Source organism: Paenibacillus plantarum (assembly GCF_013141695.1).
Lineage (GTDB): Bacteria > Bacillota > Bacilli > Paenibacillales > NBRC-103111 > Paenibacillus_E > Paenibacillus_E plantarum.
Map to the genome: position 1 here is coordinate 483,751 of NZ_WHNY01000067.1, position 24,507 is coordinate 508,257.

A 24,507-nucleotide genomic window follows, 5' to 3' on the forward strand; every position below is an offset into this window, starting at 1 on the left:
ACTAGAGCAAAGGGGATGCAACATGAATCATCTCTCAATGGAACGGATCTTGGAACGCATTGAACAATCGGAGCAATTCGATGAGATGCGAATCACCAGAGATCAGGTGCATGAGATGTTTCGGGAGCATCTCCTTTTTCCCTATACATCTGAATTGGGGCAGCGAATCAATCAAGTGCATGATGCGTTGATTCAAAGAACGACTCAGATTGCTGAACATTTGCTTGAGGATGAAGGATACGGTAAGCCGCCTGTTGCGTATGCTTTTATCTTATTGGGCAGTGGTGGCAGGAGAGAACAGACGCTGTGGAGTGATCAGGACAACGGACTCATTTATAGTGATAGTGAAACGCATACGAAAGATGAATTAGATCTTTATTTCGATAAACTTGCCTCGTATATCATTCGTGGTTTGGATGTGTTGGGGTATCCTCCTTGTGAAGGGGATGTCATATCCAGTAATCCGCAATGGCGTAAGTCGCTGCAAGGATTTACGGAGATGATGATCAGCTGGTTCGTGGAACCGGATTGGGAAAATGTACGCTACCTGCTCATTATGGCAGATATGCGTTGTATTTATGGTTCAGAGCTACTAGTGACGAAGTTGAAACGATCGTTTCTTGACTATGTTCAGGAACATCCGGAACTCTTGAAATATTTGTTATCGAACACTTTGCATCACAAAATTTCGTTAGGTATATTTAGTCATTTAATTACAGAGCGTTACGGTGAAGATGCAGGTGGTTTTGATATCAAATATGGTGCTTATATTCCGATTGTAAATGGGATTCGGCTGCTTGCTATTCAAGCAGGAATTTTGGTCACTTCTACCATTGAACGAATTAAGCAGTTAAAGGTGAAGGGGGTTGTATCCGAGCAACTAGCCAATGATTGGGAAATGGCTTTTTCGATTGCTTTAAAGCTAAGAGATAGCACACCTTTTCAATTAGATGAAGAGAAATATACAACAAGAGGTAAACTTACGGCAGATCAACTTAACAAAGAGATTCGCCTGCAATTAAAGCAATGTCTACGAACAGGAATTCAGTTGCAGAAGTATGTCGGTAAGTCCATAGATTCACACATAGAGAGAGAAAAAGGTTAGAGCGATCGGATTCGGAAATTACGTTTCATTGAGTAGGGAGAGGTGACTCGCGTGAAAGATATGCGTCCAGCAGGTCGTATGTGGCATTTATATAAGATGGGTGGTCTAACGCCAGCGTTAACCTCGATGTTTGATGCGCAAAGTGCGCAACAAATGGCCTTTATTCGATCGATGCTGAAAGAGCAACGAAAAGATTCTTTGTTTGAAATTCCTCTGCACGCGATGGAGATCGTGGTGTTTGATCTTGAAACGACGGGCTTCTCTCCATATAATGGTGACGAAATTATCTCGTTCGGCGCTGTTTCTGTTATTGGTGGTGAAGTGCAGACGCAAGATACCTTCTATAAAATGGTGAACCCCAAACGTAAAATTCCAGATGAAATCGTTAAGTTAACGGGTATTACGAACGAAATGGCTGGCGATGCACCTGATTTAATCGGTGTTTTAAGTGATTTTTTAGAATTTGTTCAGCAGAAAATTTTAGTGGCTCATGCAATAGGACATGATAAAAGTTTTTTGAACTCGGCCTTGTGGCGTACGTCCAAAGTTAGCTTATCCCATCGGGTTTTAGATATTATGATGATTGCGAAATGGCTCATGCCCAAACGAAAAAATCTGGGTTTAGATTCACTTCTGCATGCTTATGACATCCCGGTTACCGTGAGACATCATGCTCTGGAAGATGCACTTATGACAGCGCAATTATGGTCCAGATTTATGGAAGAAATAAGAGCTAGAAATGTAGACACATTAGGTGATTTATATGCGTTATTAAGCCATCATTGACCGATGACAAACGAAAGTTTGTGATATGCGGTAGTGGTGGTTTTTTTTAGGGAATAGACTTGGAGGTCAGGTTTATCTTCATGTTGCAGGGAAAGGATCCAATGGGTTGGAATGGTGTGCCAGAGCGTTGCTAGGTCCTCGGCAGAAGGGGTTGATACGGCAGTGGGGTGGGAATGAAAAATCCCGACGATCGTACGACGTTGATCCGTTAGGTAAGGAATCATGTCGATGGGATGGATGACGAATTGCTGTGTTGGATGCGCCGCGTGATTAGGAAGAGGGATAAATGTGTGGATATGTAACTCATGTGTCGATGAGAAAGAAGCTTCCTGTATAAGGATGCCACATGCTTCGTTGGGAAGCGAGTGCCTACTGTGTGAGATCATTTCGTCATATAATTTTCTAGATAAATGTATGCTCACTCGCACTCGCTCCTCACATGGCATGGACATGAGGTTAGTATATCATGTTTGTTTTTGCAATTCTGCTTTGGGTTTGATGAAGAAGAATACCAAAGCTAACATGATAACAGATAATGAAGCGACCGTGATAAAGAGTGTCTTATGTGAGATGCTCATGAGCCAACCGAACAACGGAGGGCCGAAGGCGACACCAATAAAACGTAAGCTATTATAGAGGGAAGTAATCATACCGCGTTGCTCTCGTTCTACCGATCCGGTAATGAGCGTGTTTAGGCATGGAAGCAGAAGTCCTGTCCCTATCCCACTGAGCGACAATAAGCCGATGAAGATATACAGGTTCCCGTTTAGGAATGTTGCCAAGGCAAGGGATACAACCATGGTTACAAGTCCGATATTCATGAGCCATCGCATGAGTTTGCCATTTTGTTTGATTTTCGCCCCTGTGGAATAAGAGGTAATGACGAGACAGAGCAAAGGGATTGCTAGGATAAGACCTTTGCGTACGCCTTCGATGTTGTAGGGCTTCTCTTCCAGAATCTGTGAGAGGTAGAATAGCACGCCGAATAGTATAAATAAGGTGATTGAACCAGCTATGAAGGCGGGAATTAGCCAGTGACCTTTGCTTTTCAGGATGGTTTTGATTTGCTTCAAATAGAGCTTAAGGGGTTCAGCTTCTTTCTCTTTAGCAGGTTCTTTGATCATGAATATAACAGCGAGTAGAGCGAGTAAACAAAAAAGTGGAAAAGCAAAAAAGGGCGCAAACCAAATGATTAGCGCTAGAAGAGAACCAAGAATGGGACTCACAACTTTGCCTATTCCGTTGGAGGCTTCGATGAGTCCGAGGGCTTTGCTGGCCTTGGGTCCCTTATAAATATCGCCAACAAGTGCCATGGCAATAGGGGCTGTACCTGCGGCTCCAAGGCCTTGTATGGCTCTGGAAGCTATAAGTATAGGATAGGAATTCCAAACGGCGCCAAGCCCTGCTAGGATCCCTGCAGCACCGTACACGATAAGCGAGGGAATGATAACCGCCTTCCGTGTGAAACGATCAGATAGATAACCGGATATCGGAATGATGAGGCCAGCTGTCAGTGAAAATAAAGTGATGATGAGTGAACTTTGGAAGCGTGAGATGTTCATTTTCTCTTGCAAATCTGGCAGTATCGGGACAAGCATGGAATTGCCAAGGACAAGCACCAAAGGGATGGAGGCAAGTGCGAGGTACTGCCAAACGCTTCCTTTCTCGTTTGTGTTTGTCTTCTTACTATTGGATGCGCCATCTTTTTCATGCTCATAAATTCTCATTTTATCGAGCGGATTCTTACCTCTTGTTTTCATGGCAGCTTGTTTCATTTCACCGGTTCCTTTCATCGCAAAGAGTAGCTTTACTTTTCCCTAATGGGGTGAAAGCATACTTCAGGATTGTGATGTTGGAATTTTCGGTAATTTGGAGATAATATAGAGGGAGTGGAGGTTGATACTGTGAAGAAGAATCTCATCGTGATCGCTTTCGTCGTTCTATTGGCGGGCTTTGCGATTTATCAAAATGTACGGAATGAAGATAAACAAACCCTGATGCCAAGTGAGCAAGCGGCAAAAGTGAATTTCTTAGCGCCTTCATTTACCTTACAAGGGTTGGATGGGAAGGACTATTCCGTAGGCGGACCTCGTGAAAAGCCGATGTTCGTGAATTTCTGGGCATCCTGGTGTGGTCCTTGTGAGGAAGAAGCGCCTGATCTGGTGAATTTGTATAAGAAATATGAGGGGAAATTTGATCTCTATGCGGTGAATGTGACGCCTGGGGATAAGATGGACAATATCAAAAAATTCGTGGATACCTATCAGTACCCGTTCCCTGTGCTGCTCGATAAACAAGGGGCGAATGCCGATACCTATAACGTTATCGCTATTCCTACAAGTTTTCTTATTGATAAAAATGGCGTAATCAGGGAAATTGTTCATGTTCTTTCCCCGAAAGAACTCGACAAGAAGATGGCAAGTCTTCTGAAGGAAGAATGACAAAAAAGCTGCAAGAGAGCGATTTGCGCTCTTGCAGCTTTTTCGTATAAAGATCAATGGTTCACTAGACCTAATCGTTCTTGTTGCTCTTTGTTTGCTGGCTCTACGCGTTTTCTGCTGATGAGGGCATAACGTAAGCTGTCAACAAGTGCATACCAACTAGCTTCTATAATGTTGCTAGAAACACCGAGTGTGTTCCATGTTGTGTTAAAATCGGTGGATTCCATAAGCACACGAACCTTGCCGGCTGTTGCATCTTTCTCGTCCAATACACGTACCTTATAATCCGAAAGGTGAACATTCTTAATGTCCGGATAGTATTGAATAAGTGCTTTCCGTAAGGCGTTATCAAGTGCATTGACAGGACCATTGCCTTCCGCCGCGGTATAGATCGTTTCGCCATGTACTTTCACCTTAACGATAGCTTCTGAAACAACAGAATGATTGGCTGTTTTCTCAACGAGCATTTTAAAAGATTCTAAGGTGAAAATTTCTTCGAGACCCTCAAAGGCTTCACGCAACAAGAGTTCGAGCGTAGCATCAGCGCCTTCGAATTGATAGCCTTGGTGTTCCATATCTTTGATTTTCTCGATGATCTCTTTGGTCTTCTGGTGTTCTTTGTTGAAATCCAAGTTAAGCTCCTGAGCCTTGACTAATACGTTGCTTTGGCCAGCAAGCTCGGAAACGAGCACACGTTGTTTGTTTCCAACATACTCAGGTTTCGTATGCTCATACGTACTTGCATCCTTGAGAATCGCAGAGACGTGGATACCGCCTTTGTGTGCGAAAGCCGCGTTGCCAACATAGGGCTGGTTAACAGGCATATGCATATTGGCGATTTCACTGATATATCTCGAAACGGATGTAAGTGACTTCAATTGATCCGTAGAGATGACATCATAACCTAGTTTCAATTGTAAGTTAGGAATAATTGAGCTTAGGTTAGCATTTCCGCAACGCTCTCCGTAGCCATTGATAGTTCCTTGTACTTGTCTAGCACCAGCTTGTACGGCAGCTAAGGAGTTCGCAACGCCTAATTCGCAATCATTATGAGCGTGTATGCCTACTGGTGTGGAGACATGTTGCGTAACTGTCGTCACGATAGCCGTAATTTCGTTAGGTAAGGATCCGCCATTCGTGTCACAAAGCGTAATCCAATCTGCGCCAGCATCTTGTGCCTTCTTAATTGTTTGCAGCGCATATTCTGGATTATTCTTGTAACCATCGAAGAAATGCTCGGCATCATAAATAACTTCCAACCCACTACTTTTCAAAAAGAGAACGGAGTCATAAATCATGTTCAAATTCTCTTCAAGCGTTGTTTGAATAGCTGTCGTTACATGAAAGTCCCATGACTTGCCGAAAATTGTGGCGACTTGCGCGCCGGATTCCACGAGTCTATTCAAGTTAATGTCATCCGAAGCAAGAGAATCTTTCCGTCTTGTGCTTCCAAAAGCAGTAATTTTGGCATTCGTAAAAGTCATCGTACGTGCCCGCTCAAAGAATTCAATATCTTTGCTATTGCTGCCCGGCCATCCGCCTTCAATATAATGAACCCCGAGCTCATCGAGCTTACGGGCAATTTTGATTTTATCCTCAACGGATAGGGAGATACCTTCTCCTTGGGTTCCGTCTCGTAGGGTAGTGTCGAAGATTTTGACTGATGTTGGCATGGGTTCCTCCTTCAAAAGCTAGCAAAGTGACTTCGGTGCATGGAATTGTGAGTTTCGCTTGCTTTAAAGCGCTAATGTATAATTTACGATTATAACATAAATGTTCAGGTAAAGACATCATAACGTAAATTTGCGTTATCTTGAATGATTATTTTTTTGACATCTCAGGATGGTTGTGTTTCACTCGAGTAGACGGCTCTGAAATCTGATTCAATCCTACTAGGAGGTAATGAATATGGTGTCCGTAGAGCATCATTATCCCAAGCAAGGCAGAGTCATTTTACATATTGATATGAATGCATTCTACTGTTCTGTTCATGAAGCCGTAGAGCCTGACTTATATAAAGGAAAGCCGCTTGCTGTTGCTGGCAGTGTGGAACTGCGTAAGGGGATTGTCGTTACTTCATCATATGCAGCGCGCAAGCTAGGGATCAAGACGGGCATGCAAGTTAGGCAGGCGTTGAAAATATGTCCAGATCTCGTTCTAATCAAACCTGACTTTGATCTCTATCGGAATTTCTCGAGGCGGTTTATGCAGATAGTCTATGGATATTCACCGATGGTAGAATCTATGTCTATTGATGAATGCTTTGTAGATATCACAGGTTCCAAACAGTTCGGCACGCCACTAGACATCGCAAATAGTATTCAAAAAAGAATTCTGCAAGAGTTGAAATTACCATGTTCCATTGGTGTCGCGCCGAATAAGCTGCTAGCCAAGATGGGATCTGATATGAAGAAACCTAATGGGATTACGGTATTGCGGCTTCGTGATGTGCCGGCCGTTTTCTGGGATAAGCCGTGTCAGTATTTATATGGAATTGGGAAAAAAACAGCGGAAAAGCTTACGAGGCTTGGTATCCTAACGTTAGGGCAATTGGCGATTGCGGATGACGCACTGTTAAGCAAGCACTTCGGAGTCATGGGTGCGCACTTAAAGCGCTCAGCCAACGGCATTGATCCTTCGGTTGTGAATCCGGAACAAGAGCAGAGCAAGTCGATTGGACATACGACGACTTTGCCGCGTGATTATACGGATCGTATCGAAATTCATCGTGTCCTGCTTAATTTAGCCGATCAAGTAGCGAGAAGGCTTCGTAAGCAGGAGCTCATGACTTCGACAATTCAGATTACGATCCGGGATCCTGAAATGAGGACGATTACTAGATCACTTACTTTGCAAACTCCGACTGAGCATATGGATGATATTTATCGAACTTCCTGTCAATTGTATGATCATCAATGGGAAGATGGCAATCCGGTTCGGCTCCTGGGAATCACGTTGCAGAATCTGATTGCGAAGGAGGAATCCTACGTACAACTTGATTTATTCGATTACGAGAAACAACCCCGCAGGGAGAGTCTGAACCGCGTGATGGATGGTCTGCGTGATAAGTTTGGAGAAGGTGTGATTCTTACAGCAGGGATGATGAGTGATGATCCATCTGCCTTAATTCGAAATCACAAAGTAAGAGGGACGTCCTTGCAAATGGATCATTTGCGAAATAATCCTCTTCATAAAGACGGAGGAGAGTGAGGAGCATGGCTCATTGTTTGGGTTTCGCGGGATTTTCCAATAGCGGGAAAACGACGTTGATAGCTAAGCTTGTCGTTGAAATGAAACATCGTGGCTATCGGATTGCAGTAATGAAACATGATGCTCATGGACATTATAAGGAAGCGCAAGGTGCGGACTCCACCGTATTTGTTGAAACAGGTGCCGATGTTGTGGTTACACTTTCTCCAAATGGGGTACACATTTATGAGAAGAAGGAAACGCCGAGTTTGGAAGAGCAGTTAGCAGCCTATGCCCATCTTGATTATATTTTTGTTGAAGGGTTCAAGAGGGAAAAGCATCCAAAGATTGGAGTATACCGTACTATAGAACAAAGAGAGTTACTAAAAGGAGTGGCGGCAAGCCTGCTTGCAGTTGCGACAGATCTAAGTATTCTCGGGGATGATTTCGCACTTCCGCAGTTCAATTTGGATGATATCCGTGGAATTGCAGACTTTATTGAGCAGTATTTCATGAATTGTCAATTTTAAGGTTTGAACTTTGTCCGTATTTATATTATATTTTACAATGAGGATAATTAGAGGAGGAGTAGAAAACATGGCTAAGTATACATTTGTTGATAAAGATACGTGCATCGCTTGCGGCGCTTGCGGAGCTACAGCTCCAGATATCTATGATTATGATGATGAAGGTTTGGCAGAAGTGATTTTTGAAGGTGATGGAAACAAAGGGGTTACTGAAATTCCTGATGATCTATTTGATGACCTACAAGATGCTCAAGATGGCTGCCCAACTGACTCCATTAAAGTTGCGGATTCACCTTTTAGCTAATCATAATTACAAAATCATTTTGTGGAGATTCCGCGGAATGTCGAAAGAGCTCGTTTCCTAAGAGGGAACGAGCTCTTTTTTTTGTTGGATAAATGTGAAATTTGTAACAATTTATTGCCAATTCACAGCTAGCATCTTACAATGAAACTAGTAAACTCGGGGAGGATTATATGGGTAAGAAGAAATGGCTTAAGACTTTAGTAGTAGGACTCTTGTTAATGGTGTTTTCGACATATTTCTACACAGTGAACTCAAGTGGTTTATTTTATTTTGTCGAGGGTCCTCTCCAAGATATTTTGCGTGGCGCAAAGTCGGTGGATGAGCGTCAACCGGATGATCGGATTAAGATTGTTAAAATTGATGAAAAATCCCTTTCTGCCATCGGGAAGTTTCCGTGGGATCGAAGTACATATGCCCAAGTCATAGAGAAGTTAGAACAATCAGGTGCAGCTGCGATTGGGATCGACGTTGTGCTTGCTGAGCCATCGAAGAATCCCGCAGACGATAAAGCTTTAGCTGACGTGCTAGCGAAGTATTCCAATATTATTTTGCCCGTACAAATTAACTATCCCTCTAAACAACAGTCAGCAGGCGAACTAGTTCCTGAGCGAATTGATTATCCCTCCTCAACCCTAACGACCAAAAGAGAACAAATGGCCCATATCAATGTATTTGTTGATAAGGATGGCAAAGCTCGTAAACTTCCCGTCGGTTTGCCTGATGAGAAAGGTGCTTACATACCCGCATTCAGTGTGGCTCTTGCAAATTTAGTTTTGGATGAAAATGAAAAGGTAAAGCGCGATTCAGCTACTGGAGAGTGGAAACGCGGAAATGAAGTCGTACCAACGAACGAAAGAAATCAAGTAACAACAGAGTTCTTCACACAGCCGAGACAAAAGGTTGATGCGACGACAGGCTATGAATTGCTGTCTTTTGTAGATGTAATGAATAGTACAAAAGCACTGCCGTTGAAGGGCAGCATTGTGCTTGTGGGTCCATTTGTTACGGCCATGCAGGATGAATACCCAACACCGATCTCCTCGGTCAAGATGTTTGGGATTGAAATTCATGCCAATATGATTCAAACCCTATTAGAAAGTACTTTCTTCAAAGATGCTTCGAAATCAGCTGGTATTGCGATTATTCTACTTATTTCATTGTTGGCTATATTTCTATTTGAAAAGTTCAACGGGAAGACCGCACTGTTTATTTTCCTAGGCATCTTCGTGGTTTATGGTCTTGTATGGTTAGGATTCTATAGTATTGGTTCTATGTTCTTACCGTTGGTGTATCCACAATTTGCACTTGTAACGATCTATGTTTGGTCATTGGTTAGCCATTATTTAGAAGAACGAAAAGAACGGAATCGGGTTACTGGTATTTTCGGTCGATTCGTTTCCAAAACAGTTGTGGACGAACTATTACAGTCAGGTGAAGATGTGAAGCTTGGCGGAAGCCGTAAGGATATTTCATTGATATTTGTGGATATTCGCGGATTTACACCGATGTCGGAACGACTAGAGCCTGAGCAGGTTATTCAAGTATTAAATGAATATCTAGATGTCTGTACGAAAGCGATCTTTAAGTTCAATGGTACGTTAGATAAATTCATTGGTGATGGCGTTATGGCGATGTTTGGTGCACCGATTGAATATGAGAATCATCCTGAAATGGCCGTGCGTGCTGCGATTGAGATGAAGTCTCAATCGGATATTCTTGAGCAGAAATTGATTAAGAATTATGGTATCGGTGTGAAATTCGGATTAGGTATTAATAGTGGTCCAGCGGTCGTTGGTAACATCGGTTCTGAAGATCTAAGGTTGGATTATACAGCCATTGGAGACACAGTTAACTTATCAGCACGACTAGAATCTAATGCTAAGCCAGGGCAGATTTTGATTAGTGAACAGACGTATGAACGTGTCAAAGGTCTATTTGAGATCGAATCCATTGGTGAAATGAAAGTAAAAGGGAAAGAAAAACCCGTTGCTGTTTATGAAGTTATGGGGCATTTGAAATAGAATTGCTGGGAGGCGTGCGGAGTGGGAATGACAAAGAAATCATTTATATCAGTGTTATTGAGTTTGAGCTTAGTGTTTAGTTTAGTTTCTGTGCTGTTGGTGAACCCCGTGGATGCGAAAACGGTCCGGGTTGCCATTATTTCAGCATTGTCTGGAGACGTCACGATTAAAAAAGGCGGCGGCTCCAAAACGTATGATGCGTATGAGAGCATGAGCTTAAACCAAGGTGATACCGTTTATACAGGAGATAGCTCCTCGGTAACACTTAACTTAGCAAGTGGAGACGCTGATGTTACATTAGGTGACAATGCGGAACTCAACGTATCAGACCTCAACTCTGCGAATGGAAATAAGAAGTCCAAGCTGAAAGTTTGGGCAGGTTCGATGTGGGTCAAAGTTAAATCATTGGCTGGCGCAGATGATGAATTTGAAGTTGAAACACCAACGGCGGTAATGGGGGTACGCGGAACGCAATTCTATGTTTCCGTTGATCCTGTTTCTGGAAAAACCAAAATGGCTGTAGGTTCAGGAAGAGTATCCGCTTCGACAGTAACGTCCAATTCGGATGAGACGCAAACCACAACAATTACATACGTGAACCCAACACAAGAAATTTCCTTGGATTCAAGAGATGAAACCAATGATCTGGATTTGAAAGTGGAATTTTTCGATTTAGAGGATTTTATCAAAAATGCTTCGCCAGAAATTATTGCAGAGTTAATCCGCAACAAAGCAGAAATAGATAAAGAAAACGATGAGTTTATTGCGAAAAAGCAAAAGGAAATTGCAGATGGAACCTTTACGGGTGATAAAACTTCTTTGAGTATTAAAAACCAGTCTGACCTCGATAAAGTGAAACAAAACTTAGAAAATCTAATCGGGAACGTAGCTAAACAAGCTATTGCAGACAAGAAGTTAGATCAAAAAACGGTAGACGCGATTATTGCTGAGGTCAATAAAAAAATCGATTCAACAGATAAGAAGTTGGATTTATCTAAAGTTAAGCCGCTGGATAAAACGGCAGGTGTGGATCCTGAATTAGAGAAGAAGAAGCAAGAAGAGCTTAAGAAGCTTGAAGAAGCAAAGTTGAAAGCGAAGTTGGAAAGCGATAAAAAAGCTGAAGAAGCTAAGCAAAAGCTTGCTGCTGCATTGAAAAAACTAGAAGAAGAAAAGAAAAAAATTGCAGAAGAAAAGTTAGCTGCGGAAGCGAAGGCGAAAGCTGAAGCGGAAGCGAAGTTAAAGGCTACTTTATCAGAGCAAGAGAAGAAGGCGTTCGAAACAGCAAAAGAGGAAGCGAATAAAGGTACTAGTACGACCCCGCCTGCTTCAACTAACTCAGGATCAGGGTCATCGGAACCATCAGGGCCATCAGATCCTGACCCGCAGCCAACTCCAGCAGCAATTACCTTGAGTACGGTGGCCTTTAATCCTGAAGGACTACCCGGTACGGAAGGGCCGAATGTAGGTGCAGCTTCGGTTCCATCGAATTTTTATTATTTAAACATCGACTTTACTGGATTTAAAGATATTTATGCTGTTGAGGTTCATTTGCTTTACGGTACACAAACTTTAAATCTTCCAGGTATGCTAATGAATAAAGATATCTTCTTTAAAACAAATGATACGACGAGTGCGGATTATATTAGACAATATAGTTCGGAATCAGGGAAAGAACTGGTATATGCTGTAACCAAATTCGGGAACGGTCCTAGTGTTTCTGCAACACAGAAAACAACGCTTGTAAGTATTCCGATGACTAGCCTTTTTGCGGATCAAATCCGTGTTGGCAAAATAGTGATCGTTAAGAAAAATGGTTCAACAATTGAAAAGTTAAATCTAGATAACCTGACGATTGCGCCTGTGAGCATCGAAGGACCTATCAATCCGCAATAGTAAAGTTCGCTAGATAAAAAAAGGAGATCCTCATGAAACCATTACAACAGATATTTGTTTCAAGTATAATCGTTGCTACTTTGCTTGGCGGCTCATCGGCTTGGGCAGCTGGTTTAAGTGCTGATGCGTTGAAATCTAGCAATGGTCAGATTCTATCGGATATATCAACCCTTGCAGGTATCGGAGATTTTGAAGATCGTGATGGGGATGCGCTGCAAGCGGCATTTCGTGCCCCTAGCAGCGTGCTGCAACTTCCAGATGGCAGCTTCCTCATTGCGGATACACGCAACCATGTGATTCGTAAAGTGAAGGATGGCCAAGTCTCCACTTTTGCTGGTCCTGCTCTTGCTGTTACAAAAAATGCACAAGGCTTCCCAACTGGAGGTCTTCTTGACGGGAAAGCTTCGGAAGCTTTCTTTAATGAGCCGACAGGACTAGCGCTTGATGCTAAAGGCAATGTTTATGTGGCAGATGCCGGCAATCATGCCATTCGTAAAATAGACGTTAATGGGATTGTCTCCACAGTTGCGGGGAATGGCGTGCCAGGAAATAAAGACGGTAAGGGTTCGGAAGCTACTTTCAATCACCCGAGTGATATTGCTATCAGTGCTGACGGTACCGTTTATGTGGCTGACTCACTTAATCATGCTATTCGTAAAATAGCGGCAGATGGTCGCGTTTCAACGCTCTCAGCGCCTGTTACACGTGTTATTCAGGTTCGTCCAGGCGAAGCTTCCTTCGCTGGCGAATATCATGACGGTAGCCTTTCTACGGCGACATTTAATGAGCCTTCTGGACTTGCATTGGATAGCAAAGGGAATCTTTACGTTAGTGATACAGGGAACCAACGTATCCGTTATATTGATTTTGCATCAGGAAGTGTATCGACAATAGCTGGGTTTACGCCAACTGTTGGTGGTTCGGCGATCTATGGGAAGAATGAGTTATATGCAGTAGGTGATTATGCAGATGGAGAAGCTTTGAAAGCGAAGTTTGACTTCCCGAAGGGTCTAACTGTGACCTCTGAGGGTGGGCTTCTCATCGCAGATAGCTTGAATCATTCAGTTCGATATTTGTTGAATGGCCAAGTTACTACGGTAACAGGTACGCCACAAACGGGAGAAGCGGATGGCGTTGAGCAATCTGCAGCGTTCTATAATCCTTCCGATGTACTTGCAACAACACAAGGTAATGTGATTGTAGCGGATGCATCAAATAACAAAATTCGTAAAATTACACCTTATCAATTGCCAGAAGCTGTTTCGAATGATGGACATGTAAAGGTAGTTAGCGGTAACAAACTCATTTCCTTTGATGCGCAACCTGAAATTCAAGATGGGCGCACCATGGTGCCAGTTCGTGCGATTAGTGAAACGTTTGGGTATAAGGTGACTTATGCTGAACGGGCTGGAAAATCAATTGTACAGCTCTCCAAAGGAGATTTGACCGTAGAGTTAACCATTGGTGAAACGGGGATTACTCGTAAGCAAACAGGTTTGCCAGATTTGAAGGTAGATACAGATGTTGCGCCTTATGTGAAGCAAGATCGTACGTATGTGCCAATTCGCTTCTTCGCTGAACAGATTGGATTGGACGTGCAGTGGCAAGCGGCGGTACAAACAGCCATTTTACGTGTGAAAACATTTGTGAAATAGATTTGTAGTTTGAAAAGGTTTGGAATGGGAGATCCCCTGACCAAGCCTTTTTCTTTTTGGACTTCAGCTTTGTGCCTCGATTGCCGATAAAAACGGAGAATAGTGGAAAGTGGACTGGAGGCATGAACGCTTGAAGCCGAATAATCGAAACGATCAATTGACGAAATTCTTCCAACATAATCCGATCGAGGATCCTCAGTATCTCAAGAAATATGTCAAAGAGCATCCGGACCATAAAATGGCGTGGTATTTACTAGGCAGAGAGTATACGGCTCAGGGGAAAGCAGGTAAAGCAGCGTACTGTTTTGCACAGGCAGGAGAAATATATGAAGCTTTTGAGCAACAAAAGATCGTGTTGGACGAGCCATTGCCTCCCAACTTGACGGTTCCGCGGCAAATCAAAGAAGGAGTTGCAGCTGGAGATCGTCAAGCCCGATCACGCGGTAAACGGAAATGGTTGCCCTATCTTGTGATGTTAATTTTACTAGCGCTACCTGCAGGGATGGATCTAGCTCAATCGGATGGGTTGGAGAGTATAGTTGATGCAACAGAGCAGTCTGAGGTGTTGGGCGCGGTTGCAGCGCAAACTGACATTCAGGTGGATAATCCCAGATTAAAGCTGTATTTCTCTGATGGGGATTGGGGCAAGAAGCTGCAACAAATCTTACAACCACCAGTCAGAGGGACGGGAGAATCTGTCATCATGGATGCGCCTCCAAGTCAAGATGGCAAATGGAAAGAATGGCATCGATCGGTTAGTCCCTTGCTTAGCGTTGAACATGCGGGGACGAGTGGAAATCAAGCGGTGTTAAAGTATTATCAGGCACAAATTTGCTCTTGTCAGGTGGTAGACAGCTCGAAGTTAGTGCCCGTCATTCAAGCTTGGATGCATGATCGTGAAGAAGCGATTATTTTGCAAAGTGCAATTCAGGCCTATCAAAAAAAGACAGGTGTTTTACCGGATAAGCCACAACAGTTAACGAAGCCGTATCCAGATAATCTATTGCCAGGACTTACACCGCAAATGAAGGAGTCTTTTCCTATTGCCCTACAGAAGGTCGCTGAACTTACGAGTGGGAAAGCAGCTCAGGCGCCTAATCTAACAGCGGGGACTGCTACTGGAGGGCAATCTCCGCAATCGAATGAAGAGAAGGCATTGGCGGCGAGTAGTTCACAGCCTGTGGCCTCGCCAGAACCGTTTACAGAGCCTCTTAGGATTATCATTGATACCGAACAGCATCAACTGGCAGTTGTGAGTGGAGATTTCATCCTGAGGCGTTATCCTGTAGGTCTTGGTGGAGATAAGACGCCGCAAGGTGAGTTTATGATCAGTGAAAAAGTACGTAACCCGAATGGCAGATCGAATGGTGAGTTCGGTAGCCGGGGCATGACGTTGTCTAATACGCTTTATGCGATTCATGGGACGAATAAACCAGCGAGTATAGGCAAGGATGAGTCTCATGGTTGTATTCGAATGCTGCAGCAGGATGTGGAAGAATTATATAACATGGTTCCAGGGCAAACGAAAGTGACGATTGGGAAGGGCGTGTTACCTATTTCTGAAGCGGGTGAAGGAATAGGCGCAGGTGGAGGAATACCTCAGCAAGCGATTAGTTTACCATTGGAGACGAAAGATAATAATCCAAATAAGGTCTATAAATGGCTGGATTGAAAAAAAGGAGGTGCAAGTTTTTGAAACTTGCACCTCCTTTTTCGGGTTAACACGCAATAAATTTTTAGTATGTAATTGCTGCAAGTTTCTTCTTGACAATCATTCGGAAAGCGATTACAATTCAAATTGTGAAGTTTTCAATCACTTTAACGAATTCATTTGTTCAAAATGAGCAGTAAAGTCATTAGTACTATGACAACTAAGAAAATCGATCCTGTCCAGTAAATCGCTTTCATATTAACTTCGTTTTTCTGTCTCCGCGAAGCGGTTACTGGTTTGCGTTTGGCCATAAGAATCACCTTTTCCATTAGGATTAAACGAGATGATTCTATCATATCATAAGTAAGCGCATTCAACGAATAAGAAAAAATGAGCAATTTTATAAAAAAAGAGTATTGACGTTCATGTCATTATATTGTAAGATTTAATCACACGGAACACCTAAAACAATTGAATATGTCAGTTTTAATAACATGTTACCGCAAGGGCATTAGTTATTAGAAGAAATGCAAGTCTTCTTCTATAACTATGCCCTTTTTATTTTGCCAATTTTGAATCATGAAAGGGGTTGATCGTGCAAACTAAGACGAAGTTTAACTATCGGGTACACGCTTCACTTCACCAATAAATTATTAGATGAATTAAAAAAGGGAGAAGATGATCACATGAATATGAAAAAATGGTCAACAATTGGTTTGGCAACGTCAATGGCACTCGTAGCTGCAGGTTGCGGTAAATCCACACCGGTAGAAACAACAAAACCAGCAGCATCTGTAGCTCCAACAGCGGCAGCATCCGCAGCTCCTACTGCAGCAGCTTCAACTAAACTTACTGGTGATTTTGAAATCCAATACTTTGTTGGCGGATACGGCGACAAATGGTGGAAAAAAGTTATCGCTGATTTCCAAGCGAAAAACCCTGATTTGAAAATTAAAGAAAGTGCGGGACCAAAAATCAACGAGCAAATGAAACCCCGTTGGATCGCTGGTAACCCACCTGATTTCGTATACATCGATGGACCTGAGTTGTTCGACCGCCAAATGGTTACAGACGGACAACTGGAAGATTTGACGGACTGGATCAAAGACGCTAAAAACGTGGATGGCGAGAAAATCATTGATTTGCTTGCACAAAAGCCACAACAATTTGACGGTAAAACGTACAACATTCCTTTCGTAATGAGCTCATGGGGTATTTTCTATGATAAAGCTCTTTTTAAAGACAAAGGTTGGGCTGAGCCAAAAGATTTCGAAGAGTTCTTGGCTGTAAGTGAGAAAATTAAAGGTGCTGGCATTAATCCATTCATCCACACTGGTAAATATCCGTACTACATCAACGGTGGCGTATTGCTTCCAGCGATCGTATCTGCGAACAACAATGACTACAAATTGCTGCAAGATATGTCCACAAACAATCTTGAGGCTTGGAAAAACCCTGCAATCATCAAAGGTCTAAACAAAATCGTTCAAATGCGTGATAAAGGCTACATCGACAAAGCATCCGTACAAATCAACCACACGGATTCCCAATCCTTGTTCCTACAACATAAAGACGCATTCATCCCGAACGGTCTATGGTTACCAAACGAAATGGCGAAAGACGTTCCAGGCGGCTTTGACTTCGGATTCATTCCATCCATTACCCAAGATAAAGGTGGAAAAGTTGTAGCTAACACGTCCACAGCTACTTTCGGTATCGCGAAAAAAGCGAAAAACAAAGATGCTGCAAAAGCATTTATGCAATTCGTATTCTCCAAAACACAAGCTTCCCAATGGGCTGAGCTAAGTGGTGCTCCTTCCAACGTTAAAGGTGACATTTCTTCTTCCAAAGCGCCTAACTTCGTTAAGGATGCTGCGAAATTCTTGTCATCCCCTGATACTGTAGTTGTACCTACCGTTTCCTTTGCTGCTGACGTTGACAAAGCTATGCAAGATGCAACAGTTGCTTTGACAATCGGAACAATTACACCTGAACAATGGGTAACTCGTGTATCTGATGTTGTTGCAAAACAAAAGAAATAGGAACTGAATGAAGCAGTGCGGGGAACAACAAAGGCATACCTGCCTAAGGCGTTCTCCGCCATTTTAATGATAGGACGGTGACGATAGAATGAAGACCAACGCGAAAAAGCTGAAACGGAATTTATTCATCGCTTCATTCATCATTCCGACTTTTCTATTCTTCTGCGTATTTACGATATATCCCGTTATACAGGCGTTACAGAAGTCTTTCTATGATTGGTCAGGAATGTCAGAAAATAGCGAGTTTATTGGTTTTGATAACTTCGTTGAGCTTTTCAAAGATCCGATTGTACTTAGAGCCATTGGAAATGACTATTTCCTAGTTGTGGGTAAAGTAATTGGAATTATGATTCTGGCGACTTTCTTCGCCGTAGCGTTAACAAGATTTAACTTGAAGGGTTCTGGTTTCTTCCGAGCCATCTTCTTTATCCCGAATGTTATTTCAGTCGTTGTTATCGGCGTACTTTGGAATTTCATTTACAATCCGCAAATCGGTTTCTTGAATGCTTTCTTATCTCTCTTCACCGAGAAAAAAGTTGATATTACTTGGCTAGGATTTCCTCAGCACACGATCTGGATGCTCTTACCGCCTACAATTTGGGCTGGTATCGGTTTCTACATGATCCTGATGATTGCTGCAATCGTGAATATTCCTGCTTCCTATTATGAGGCAGCTAATATAGACGGAGCTGGTCAAGGGGCGCAATTCCGCCATATCACCATGCCGCTCATCTGGGAGCAGATTAAGGTTTCCATCGTTAACATCGTTATTACTACACTCAACGGCTCCTTCGTAATTGTTCAGCTAATGACCAATGGCGGACAGCCCGATAATACGACGCAAGTTATGGGTTCTTATCTGTATCGGATGGCTTTTCAACAGTATCATTTCGGTTATGGAGCAGCCATTGGTGTCTTGATTCTGATCGTGTCACTTATCACAACACTGATCTTGCAACGTATCATGCGCCAAGAAACGATCGAAATGCACTAAAGTCATCATAGACAAAGATACTGAGGGAGGGAAACCATCGTATGGCTATCAAAAATCCATTAGCGAAAATGTTAGTCTGGATCATTCTGATCATATGGAGTGTAGCCGTGCTCTATCCACTTGTGTGGACATTGCTCGATGCGCTCAAAAATAATGAACAATTTTTCTTAAATGCACCATGGGCATTGCCTAAATTCCCATTACTCTGGTCCAACTTCTCGTATGTATGGAGTAAATACAATTTCAGTACATACTTCCTGAACTCCATTGTGGTGACGGTAGGAAGTACGCTACTGGGGATGATCCTTGCAGCGATGACGGCTTATATTTTGGCGAGATACGATTTTAAAGGGAACAAATTTCTTCTTACGATCTATATCTCTTCCATGATGATTCCGTTCGCACTTGCTTTGATCCCCTTGTTCTTCTTGTTGAATGATTTGCACCTTATTAATACGTGGCTGGGGCTAATCCTCGTCTACGCGGCACTGAACTTGCCTTTCGGGATCTTCTTGCTTGTTGGGTTCTACAAATCGCTGCCCAAAGAAATTGAAGAAGCAGCGATTATTGATGGAACATCACACTATGGCACGTTCTTCCGGGTTATGTTACCATTGTCACAGCCAGGTCTGATTACGGTGATGATTACGAACATGTTGAATAACTGGAATGAATACTTCCTAGGGGTTGTTCTTACGAACGAGCCTACGAAGTACACGCTTCCAATTGGTTTGGCTGTTATGCAAGCTGAGATGCAATATCGTGTAGAATGGGGTCCATTATTCGCCGGATTGCTGATCACAACATTACCGACTTTGATCGTATATATGATATATCAACGCCAGATTGCAAGTGGGATTACGGCAGGAGCTGTGAAATAACTGTATATGGCAATGCATAGAAAAAACACCTTAACCTAGAGGAATTTATCCTTTCAGGGGGGTGTTCTTTCTACTATAATGGGGATAGGTAAAAGCAAACAAGAAACGGCCAAACTTGTGGGCTATAGGTGAATCTGATGAGTGTAATGTATGCATTTCAGAAGATGGGGAGATCGTTGATGATCCCTATTGCGGTGCTGCCGGCAGCATCCATTCTTCTTCGAATTGGTAAAATGTCTTTTAATGATCCATTCCTTGTTCATGTGGCTCAAATTTTCGAGCTAGGTGGAAGCGCAATTTTTGATAATTTGCCACTCATTTTCGCAATAGGAATTGCGATAGGCTTAACGTCTGGAGAAGGCATTGCTGCTTTAGCAGCTGCGGTTGGATATTTGGTCTTTGATAACGTCCTTAAACATTTTCAAATGGTTTCAGGCAGCTCAGAGCCATTGGACACTGGCGTGCTCGGTGGGATGATGGTGGGGATGCTTTCTGCTACATTCTTCAATCGATTTAGTCATATTCAATTACCTAAGTCGCTTGGATTCTTCGGCGGAAAACGGTTTGTTCCAATCGTGACATCCCTAGTTATGGTTTTTCTTGGTGTAGTCGTTGGGCTTATCTGGCCACCCGTACAGCGAGGAATAAGTGAAGTTGGATTATGGATTGTAGATAACGGAAACATTGGGGTTTTCATTTACGGTATCATGAATCGTTTGCTCATTCCAACTGGTCTTCATCATGTCATTAATAATATCGCTTGGTTTCAAATAGGGGATTTCGTTACCCCAGCAGGCAAAATGGTACATGGGGATATTTCACGCTTTTTTGCAGGGGATCCTACAGCCGGCATGTTTATGACAGGTTTTTATCCCGTTATTATGTTTGGATTACCAGCAGCCGCGCTTGCTGTCGTTAGAAGTACATCTTCTTCTACAAGGAAATTTGTAGCTCCAGTCATGTTAACTGCAGCACTGACGAGTTTTCTAACAGGCATTACAGAGCCAATCGAATTTGCGTTTATGTTCGTAGCCCCTGGTCTTTATGTGATTCATGCCGTTCTTACAGGCTTCTCCATGCTCATTATGAATATCCTTCAAGTGAAAATGGGGTTTGGTTTCTCTGCAGGCTTTATTGATTTCGTGTTGAACTGGCACTTGGCGACGAATCCCTATTGGATTTTACTCATTGGAGCCGTTTACTTCATTTTATATTTTATTACCTTTCGAGCTTATCTACACTTCTTTCCGATGAAAGTAACAAGTAAGGATGACCTTGAGCAATATGTTGAGGTAGAAGCCGCTGAAGAGAAACCTTCTCTGGTAGATCGCCCAACACGTATTCTAAATCATATTGGCGGTGCTTCTAATATTATCTCCATTGATGCTTGCATTACACGGCTGCGCCTTCTGGTTAAAGAAGAGGTACTCGTGCAAGATAACGAGCTCAAGGAATTAGGTGCCATCGGTGTCATCCGGTTAGGAAAAGGCAACGTTCACGTTGTTTTTGGGACAGAATCAGAACAAATTCGTGAAAGCATTAAACCTTTGCTAGGTACAAAATGAGAAATAATCAGGACAAGCCTAAATATACCCCACAAAGTGACGTATGCCTTCGAAGTCTATTCCGATTACTTTGCGGGGACCCCGAAACTATAAATTGGGAGGTGTCTTATGATTGAACGGACGATCATACATGTGCTATCCCATAACGTGGTGATGGCACATTTAAGCTCAGGGAAAAATTCCATTGCATTTGGTAAGGGGATCGGATTCAAGAAAACACCTGGTATGCTAATTGGTGAAGGTGAAATTACACAAGAGTTCCTTTTACATACATCGGAAGTACTGAAAAACTATGAACAAATCCTAAATGCCGTCGATGTGAAAATCATCGGGATCACCGAAGAGGTGATTGCCTACGCACAAAGCATGCTGGAAGGCGATTTCTCCGAAACGATCCATGCATCGCTCGTAGATCATATTAACTTTGCAGTTGAGCGGCAGAAACGCGGAATCTTCATTACGAATCCATTTGCGTATGAAATTGGATACATGTACCCGGAGGAATATAAAGTTGCTAAGAAAGCTGTTGAATTCCTGAATGAACATCTAGATGTGAAATTGCCTGAGGATGAGGTTGCTTTCTTGACGATGCATTTCAACAGTGCGCGTAAGAAAGAGCAAGCATCCGATTCTCTAGCTGTTGTCAGAGTGGTTTCTCAAACGATCGAATCTGCGAAGGAACTTGGCTTTAATTTCGATGATTCGTTCTCAACACTTCGCTTTATCTCCCATTTAAAAGGTGTCATTGAACGGGTTAAGTCAAAGAAAACGCTTCAAAACTCACTCCTTTCCAAAATTAAAGAAGAATACGGCGACACCTACGTGAAGGCCAAGGTTCTATCGTTAATGTTAAGTGATTCCTTGCAATTAGAAGTACCTGATGATGAGACGGGATACTTAACGATGCATTTGGAGCGATTGCTGCAACGCACAGAAGTATAGGTGGAAATAAATAAGCTGGAGCATTCCCTTGCAACCTTTGTGGAGCAGGGATTTTTTGTGTGAATACAAGGTTTAAGGTCTTAAGTGGATTGCATATTTCTACATTGTCAGCTAAACTGACTGTTAGAGTACTTAGAGAGAACGGAGTGCATAGGACATGCTGTATAAGAAATTAGCCAAGCCTTTTTTGTTCCGAATGGATCCGGAAAAAGCGCATCATTTAACGATTGACGGTCTGAGTGTTGTTGGGAATTTACCAGGAGGCAAGCAGTTGCTTAAATCCATGTATGGGGTACCAGAATCACCTCAACTAACTCAGGACCTATGGGGATTACACTTCGGTAATCCAGTCGGCCTTGCTGCAGGGCTTGATAAAAACGCAAAAGCGGTCAAAGGATTTTCACAATTGGGTTTTGGATTTATGGAAGTTGGTACGATTACACCTAAACCACAACCTGGTAATGAGCTGCCTCGTTTGTTCCGTCTTCCAGAAGACAGAGCACTGATTAACCGGATGGGTTTTAACAATGTAGGTACAGCTGAGATGGCACAGAACCTAGAGAAAACAGGGAAACGTGTGATTCCAGTTGCCGTAAACATAGGGAAAAATAAATCAACGCCTAACGAGCAGGCTGAAGAAGATTATCGAGCTTGTATTATAGCGTTATATACATATGGAGATTTCTTTGTTGTTAACATAAGCTCACCAAATACACCTGATTTGCGTAATTTACAACATGGCGATGATTTGAAACGCTTGTTGTCTACGGTGCGGGATGAAATGCAAGTGCAACATAAGAAGCATGGTGGCGCGGCGAAACCAGTACTTGTCAAAATAGCGCCTGATCTAACGGATGATGAGCTTGATCTCACTGTACAGATCATTAAGGAAAGCGGAATATCTGGGATCATTGCAACGAATACCACGCTAAGTAGAGATGGCTTACGTCATGCTAATCGCGAGCAAGCGGGCGGGTTGAGTGGATTGCCATTAACAAAGCGCTCAACAGATGTTATTCGACGCGTGTATCAATTAACAGATGGCAAGCTGCCGATTATTGGGGCTGGCGGGATTTTCACTGCGCAAGATGCGTATGACAAAATTCGGGCTGGAGCAAGTCTTATTGAAGTATATACGGCTTTAATTTATGAGGGACCAGGTCTGCTTGGGCGTATAAATAAAGGGCTTCAAGAGCTGTTAAAGAAAGATGGTTTCACACATATTTCCCAGGCAATAGGCGTAGATTCGCACTAACTTCATTCAGAATGGAGGATACATGGATGGATGGACGAGACTGGAAGAAATTTCTACTGCCTTATGAACAAGCGGTAGAGGAATTGAAAGTAAAGTTCAAAACATTACGTGGCGAACTTAAAAGTCGTGAAGAGTACGCACCTATCGAATTTGTAACAGGACGTGTCAAAAAAATATCAAGCGTGTTAGAGAAAGCGAAGCGTTTGAGCGTACCAATGGATCAATTAGAATCAGGCATAGAAGATATCGCTGGCATTCGCATCATGTGCCAATTCGTAGAAGATACCGAAGTGCTTGCTGAACTTATCCGCAGCAGACAAGATATGAGTGTTGTGTATGAGAAGGATTATATTACGAATAAAAAGCCGAGCGGGTACCGAAGTTTTCATATTATTATTGAATATCCCGTTCAAACAGCTCTCGGTATGAAGAAAATATTAGCAGAAGTGCAAATTCGGACCCTGGCAATGAACTTCTGGGCGACGATTGAGCATTCCTTGAATTATAAATATAAAGAGCAGTTACCTGATGTGGTTCGGGCGCGATTGAGTAAAGCGGCGGAAGCGGCTTATCTACTGGATCAGGAAATGTCGAGTATTCGAGGCGAGATTATGGCCTCCCAACGGATGTTTGAAGATAACTCTAATTTAATTAATCGTGTGTTGAATAATATTCAAGAGTTGTATTTCTATCATCGCGTACGAGAAGCTGCTCAGTTCCAATTGCGGTTCAATGAGATTTGGGAAACAGAAGAAGGACTTAGTGATTTATCTGCTGATATCGAGGCTGCCATCTCGCGAGCCAAAAAAGGAGATAATAGCTAACCCATGAGCGAATATGACCGATTGTATGTCGCTTTTCTGTACTATTTTAACGATCAGCGGGATTATTTCGAATGTCATGAAGTGATGGAGGAGCTTTGGCTGGAAGAAGGCCGAAATCCGCTATATCAAGGTCTGCTGCAAATTGCAGTAGGCCTTTATCATCATTTGAATGGCAATCCGAGCGGTTCTATTAAATTGTTTCGTGCGGGGTTAGACAAGCTGGCACCTTATCCTGTACATACGCTAGGGATTGATCTAGGTTTATTAGTGAAGGATAGTGAGGTTTATCTGGGGAAGCTGTTGCGATTGAAAGAGGAGCCGTTTCTTCCTTATGATTTGGATATTAGGATTCTAGATGAAGAGCTAGAGGATCTCTTGGAAGATTTGAGGTTGGATCCACCAGCAGGCAGTGATCATGATTGAAATTAGAAA

Annotated in this window: 21 protein-coding genes; 18 read left to right on the plus strand and 3 right to left on the minus strand. The window is 42.7% G+C overall.

What is annotated here, in order from left to right:
- Positions 1-22: 22 nt before the first annotated feature.
- Both GC096_RS25205 and GC096_RS25210 read left to right on the plus strand, forming a co-directional pair.
- Positions 23-1,105: a DUF294 nucleotidyltransferase-like domain-containing protein gene (locus GC096_RS25205; RefSeq protein ID WP_171634034.1), complete on the plus strand. Its 1,083-nt coding sequence runs from the start codon at positions 23-25 to the stop codon at positions 1,103-1,105.
- A gap of 51 nt (positions 1,106-1,156) precedes the next feature.
- Positions 1,157-1,891 (plus strand): exonuclease domain-containing protein, encoded by a 735-nt coding sequence (locus GC096_RS25210; RefSeq protein WP_171634035.1) that lies wholly within the window; start codon positions 1,157-1,159, stop codon positions 1,889-1,891.
- Here the strand turns inward: GC096_RS25210 and GC096_RS25215 are convergent.
- On the minus strand, positions 1,885-2,313 hold the full coding sequence (locus GC096_RS25215) for a M67 family metallopeptidase (protein ID WP_171634036.1): 429 nt from the start codon (positions 2,311-2,313) through the stop codon (positions 1,885-1,887). The two genes, GC096_RS25210 and GC096_RS25215, sit on opposite strands and share 7 nt — an antisense overlap.
- Before the next feature lie 42 nt (positions 2,314-2,355).
- Positions 2,356-3,666 carry an MFS transporter gene (locus GC096_RS25220; RefSeq protein WP_246302934.1) on the minus strand — a complete coding sequence of 437 codons (1,311 nt, stop codon included), beginning with the start codon at positions 3,664-3,666 and terminating at the stop codon, positions 2,356-2,358.
- Between the two features lie 129 nt (positions 3,667-3,795).
- On the opposite strand from GC096_RS25220, the gene GC096_RS25225 reads away from it, so the two are divergent.
- Complete coding sequence (locus tag GC096_RS25225; RefSeq protein WP_312886338.1) at positions 3,796-4,332, plus strand: TlpA family protein disulfide reductase; 537 nt, start codon at positions 3,796-3,798, stop codon at positions 4,330-4,332.
- Between the two features lie 53 nt (positions 4,333-4,385).
- Here the strand turns inward: GC096_RS25225 and cimA are convergent, their stop codons facing one another.
- Complete coding sequence (cimA, locus tag GC096_RS25230; RefSeq protein ID WP_171634037.1) at positions 4,386-6,005, minus strand: citramalate synthase; 1,620 nt, start codon at positions 6,003-6,005, stop codon at positions 4,386-4,388.
- Between the two features lie 235 nt (positions 6,006-6,240).
- Between cimA and GC096_RS25235 the strand changes: the two genes are divergently transcribed.
- From GC096_RS25235 to GC096_RS25305, 15 genes are all read left to right on the plus strand, one after another.
- A complete protein-coding gene (locus GC096_RS25235) occupies positions 6,241-7,542 on the plus strand; it encodes a DNA polymerase IV (RefSeq protein WP_171634038.1) in 1,302 nt (433 codons plus the stop codon).
- Between the two features lie 5 nt (positions 7,543-7,547).
- Positions 7,548-8,051 carry a molybdopterin-guanine dinucleotide biosynthesis protein B gene (gene mobB, locus GC096_RS25240; protein ID WP_171634039.1) on the plus strand — a complete coding sequence of 168 codons (504 nt, stop codon included), beginning with the start codon at positions 7,548-7,550 and terminating at the stop codon, positions 8,049-8,051.
- A gap of 67 nt (positions 8,052-8,118) precedes the next feature.
- Complete coding sequence (locus GC096_RS25245; RefSeq protein ID WP_068662116.1) at positions 8,119-8,352, plus strand: ferredoxin; 234 nt, start codon at positions 8,119-8,121, stop codon at positions 8,350-8,352.
- Between the two features lie 170 nt (positions 8,353-8,522).
- Positions 8,523-10,373 (plus strand): adenylate/guanylate cyclase domain-containing protein, encoded by a 1,851-nt coding sequence (locus tag GC096_RS25250; RefSeq protein WP_171634040.1) that lies wholly within the window; start codon positions 8,523-8,525, stop codon positions 10,371-10,373.
- Between the two features lie 27 nt (positions 10,374-10,400).
- Complete coding sequence (locus tag GC096_RS25255; RefSeq protein ID WP_246302966.1) at positions 10,401-12,266, plus strand: FecR family protein; 1,866 nt, start codon at positions 10,401-10,403, stop codon at positions 12,264-12,266.
- A 32-nt stretch (positions 12,267-12,298) separates the two neighbouring features.
- Positions 12,299-13,921 carry an NHL domain-containing protein gene (locus GC096_RS25260; protein WP_171634042.1) on the plus strand — a complete coding sequence of 541 codons (1,623 nt, stop codon included), beginning with the start codon at positions 12,299-12,301 and terminating at the stop codon, positions 13,919-13,921.
- Positions 13,922-14,051: 130 nt separating this feature from the next.
- The gene (locus GC096_RS25265; RefSeq protein WP_171634043.1) at positions 14,052-15,593 is read left to right on the plus strand and encodes a L,D-transpeptidase family protein; all 1,542 of its coding nucleotides are present in this window, start codon (positions 14,052-14,054) and stop codon (positions 15,591-15,593) included.
- A 665-nt stretch (positions 15,594-16,258) separates the two neighbouring features.
- Positions 16,259-17,614, plus strand: a complete 1,356-nt coding sequence (locus tag GC096_RS25270; RefSeq protein ID WP_171634044.1) for an ABC transporter substrate-binding protein — start codon at positions 16,259-16,261, stop codon at positions 17,612-17,614.
- An 88-nt stretch (positions 17,615-17,702) separates the two neighbouring features.
- On the plus strand, positions 17,703-18,608 hold the full coding sequence (locus GC096_RS25275) for a carbohydrate ABC transporter permease (RefSeq protein ID WP_171634045.1): 906 nt from the start codon (positions 17,703-17,705) through the stop codon (positions 18,606-18,608).
- Positions 18,609-18,649: 41 nt separating this feature from the next.
- Positions 18,650-19,489, plus strand: coding sequence for a carbohydrate ABC transporter permease (locus GC096_RS25280; protein ID WP_057310672.1), 840 nt, complete (start codon positions 18,650-18,652; stop codon positions 19,487-19,489).
- A 146-nt stretch (positions 19,490-19,635) separates the two neighbouring features.
- Complete coding sequence (locus tag GC096_RS25285) at positions 19,636-21,054, plus strand: PTS transporter subunit EIIC (RefSeq protein WP_171634329.1); 1,419 nt, start codon at positions 19,636-19,638, stop codon at positions 21,052-21,054.
- Positions 21,055-21,162: 108 nt separating this feature from the next.
- On the plus strand, positions 21,163-21,996 hold the full coding sequence (locus GC096_RS25290; RefSeq protein ID WP_171634046.1) for a PRD domain-containing protein: 834 nt from the start codon (positions 21,163-21,165) through the stop codon (positions 21,994-21,996).
- A gap of 157 nt (positions 21,997-22,153) precedes the next feature.
- Positions 22,154-23,251, plus strand: a complete 1,098-nt coding sequence (locus GC096_RS25295) for a quinone-dependent dihydroorotate dehydrogenase (protein ID WP_171634047.1) — start codon at positions 22,154-22,156, stop codon at positions 23,249-23,251.
- 26 nt (positions 23,252-23,277) lie between these two features.
- Entirely contained in the window at positions 23,278-24,075 is a 798-nt protein-coding gene (gene yjbM, locus GC096_RS25300; protein ID WP_171634048.1) for a GTP diphosphokinase, read from the plus strand.
- Between the two features lie 3 nt (positions 24,076-24,078).
- A complete protein-coding gene (locus GC096_RS25305; RefSeq protein ID WP_171634049.1) occupies positions 24,079-24,498 on the plus strand; it encodes a DUF309 domain-containing protein in 420 nt (139 codons plus the stop codon).
- The last annotated feature ends 9 nt before the right edge of the window (positions 24,499-24,507 follow it).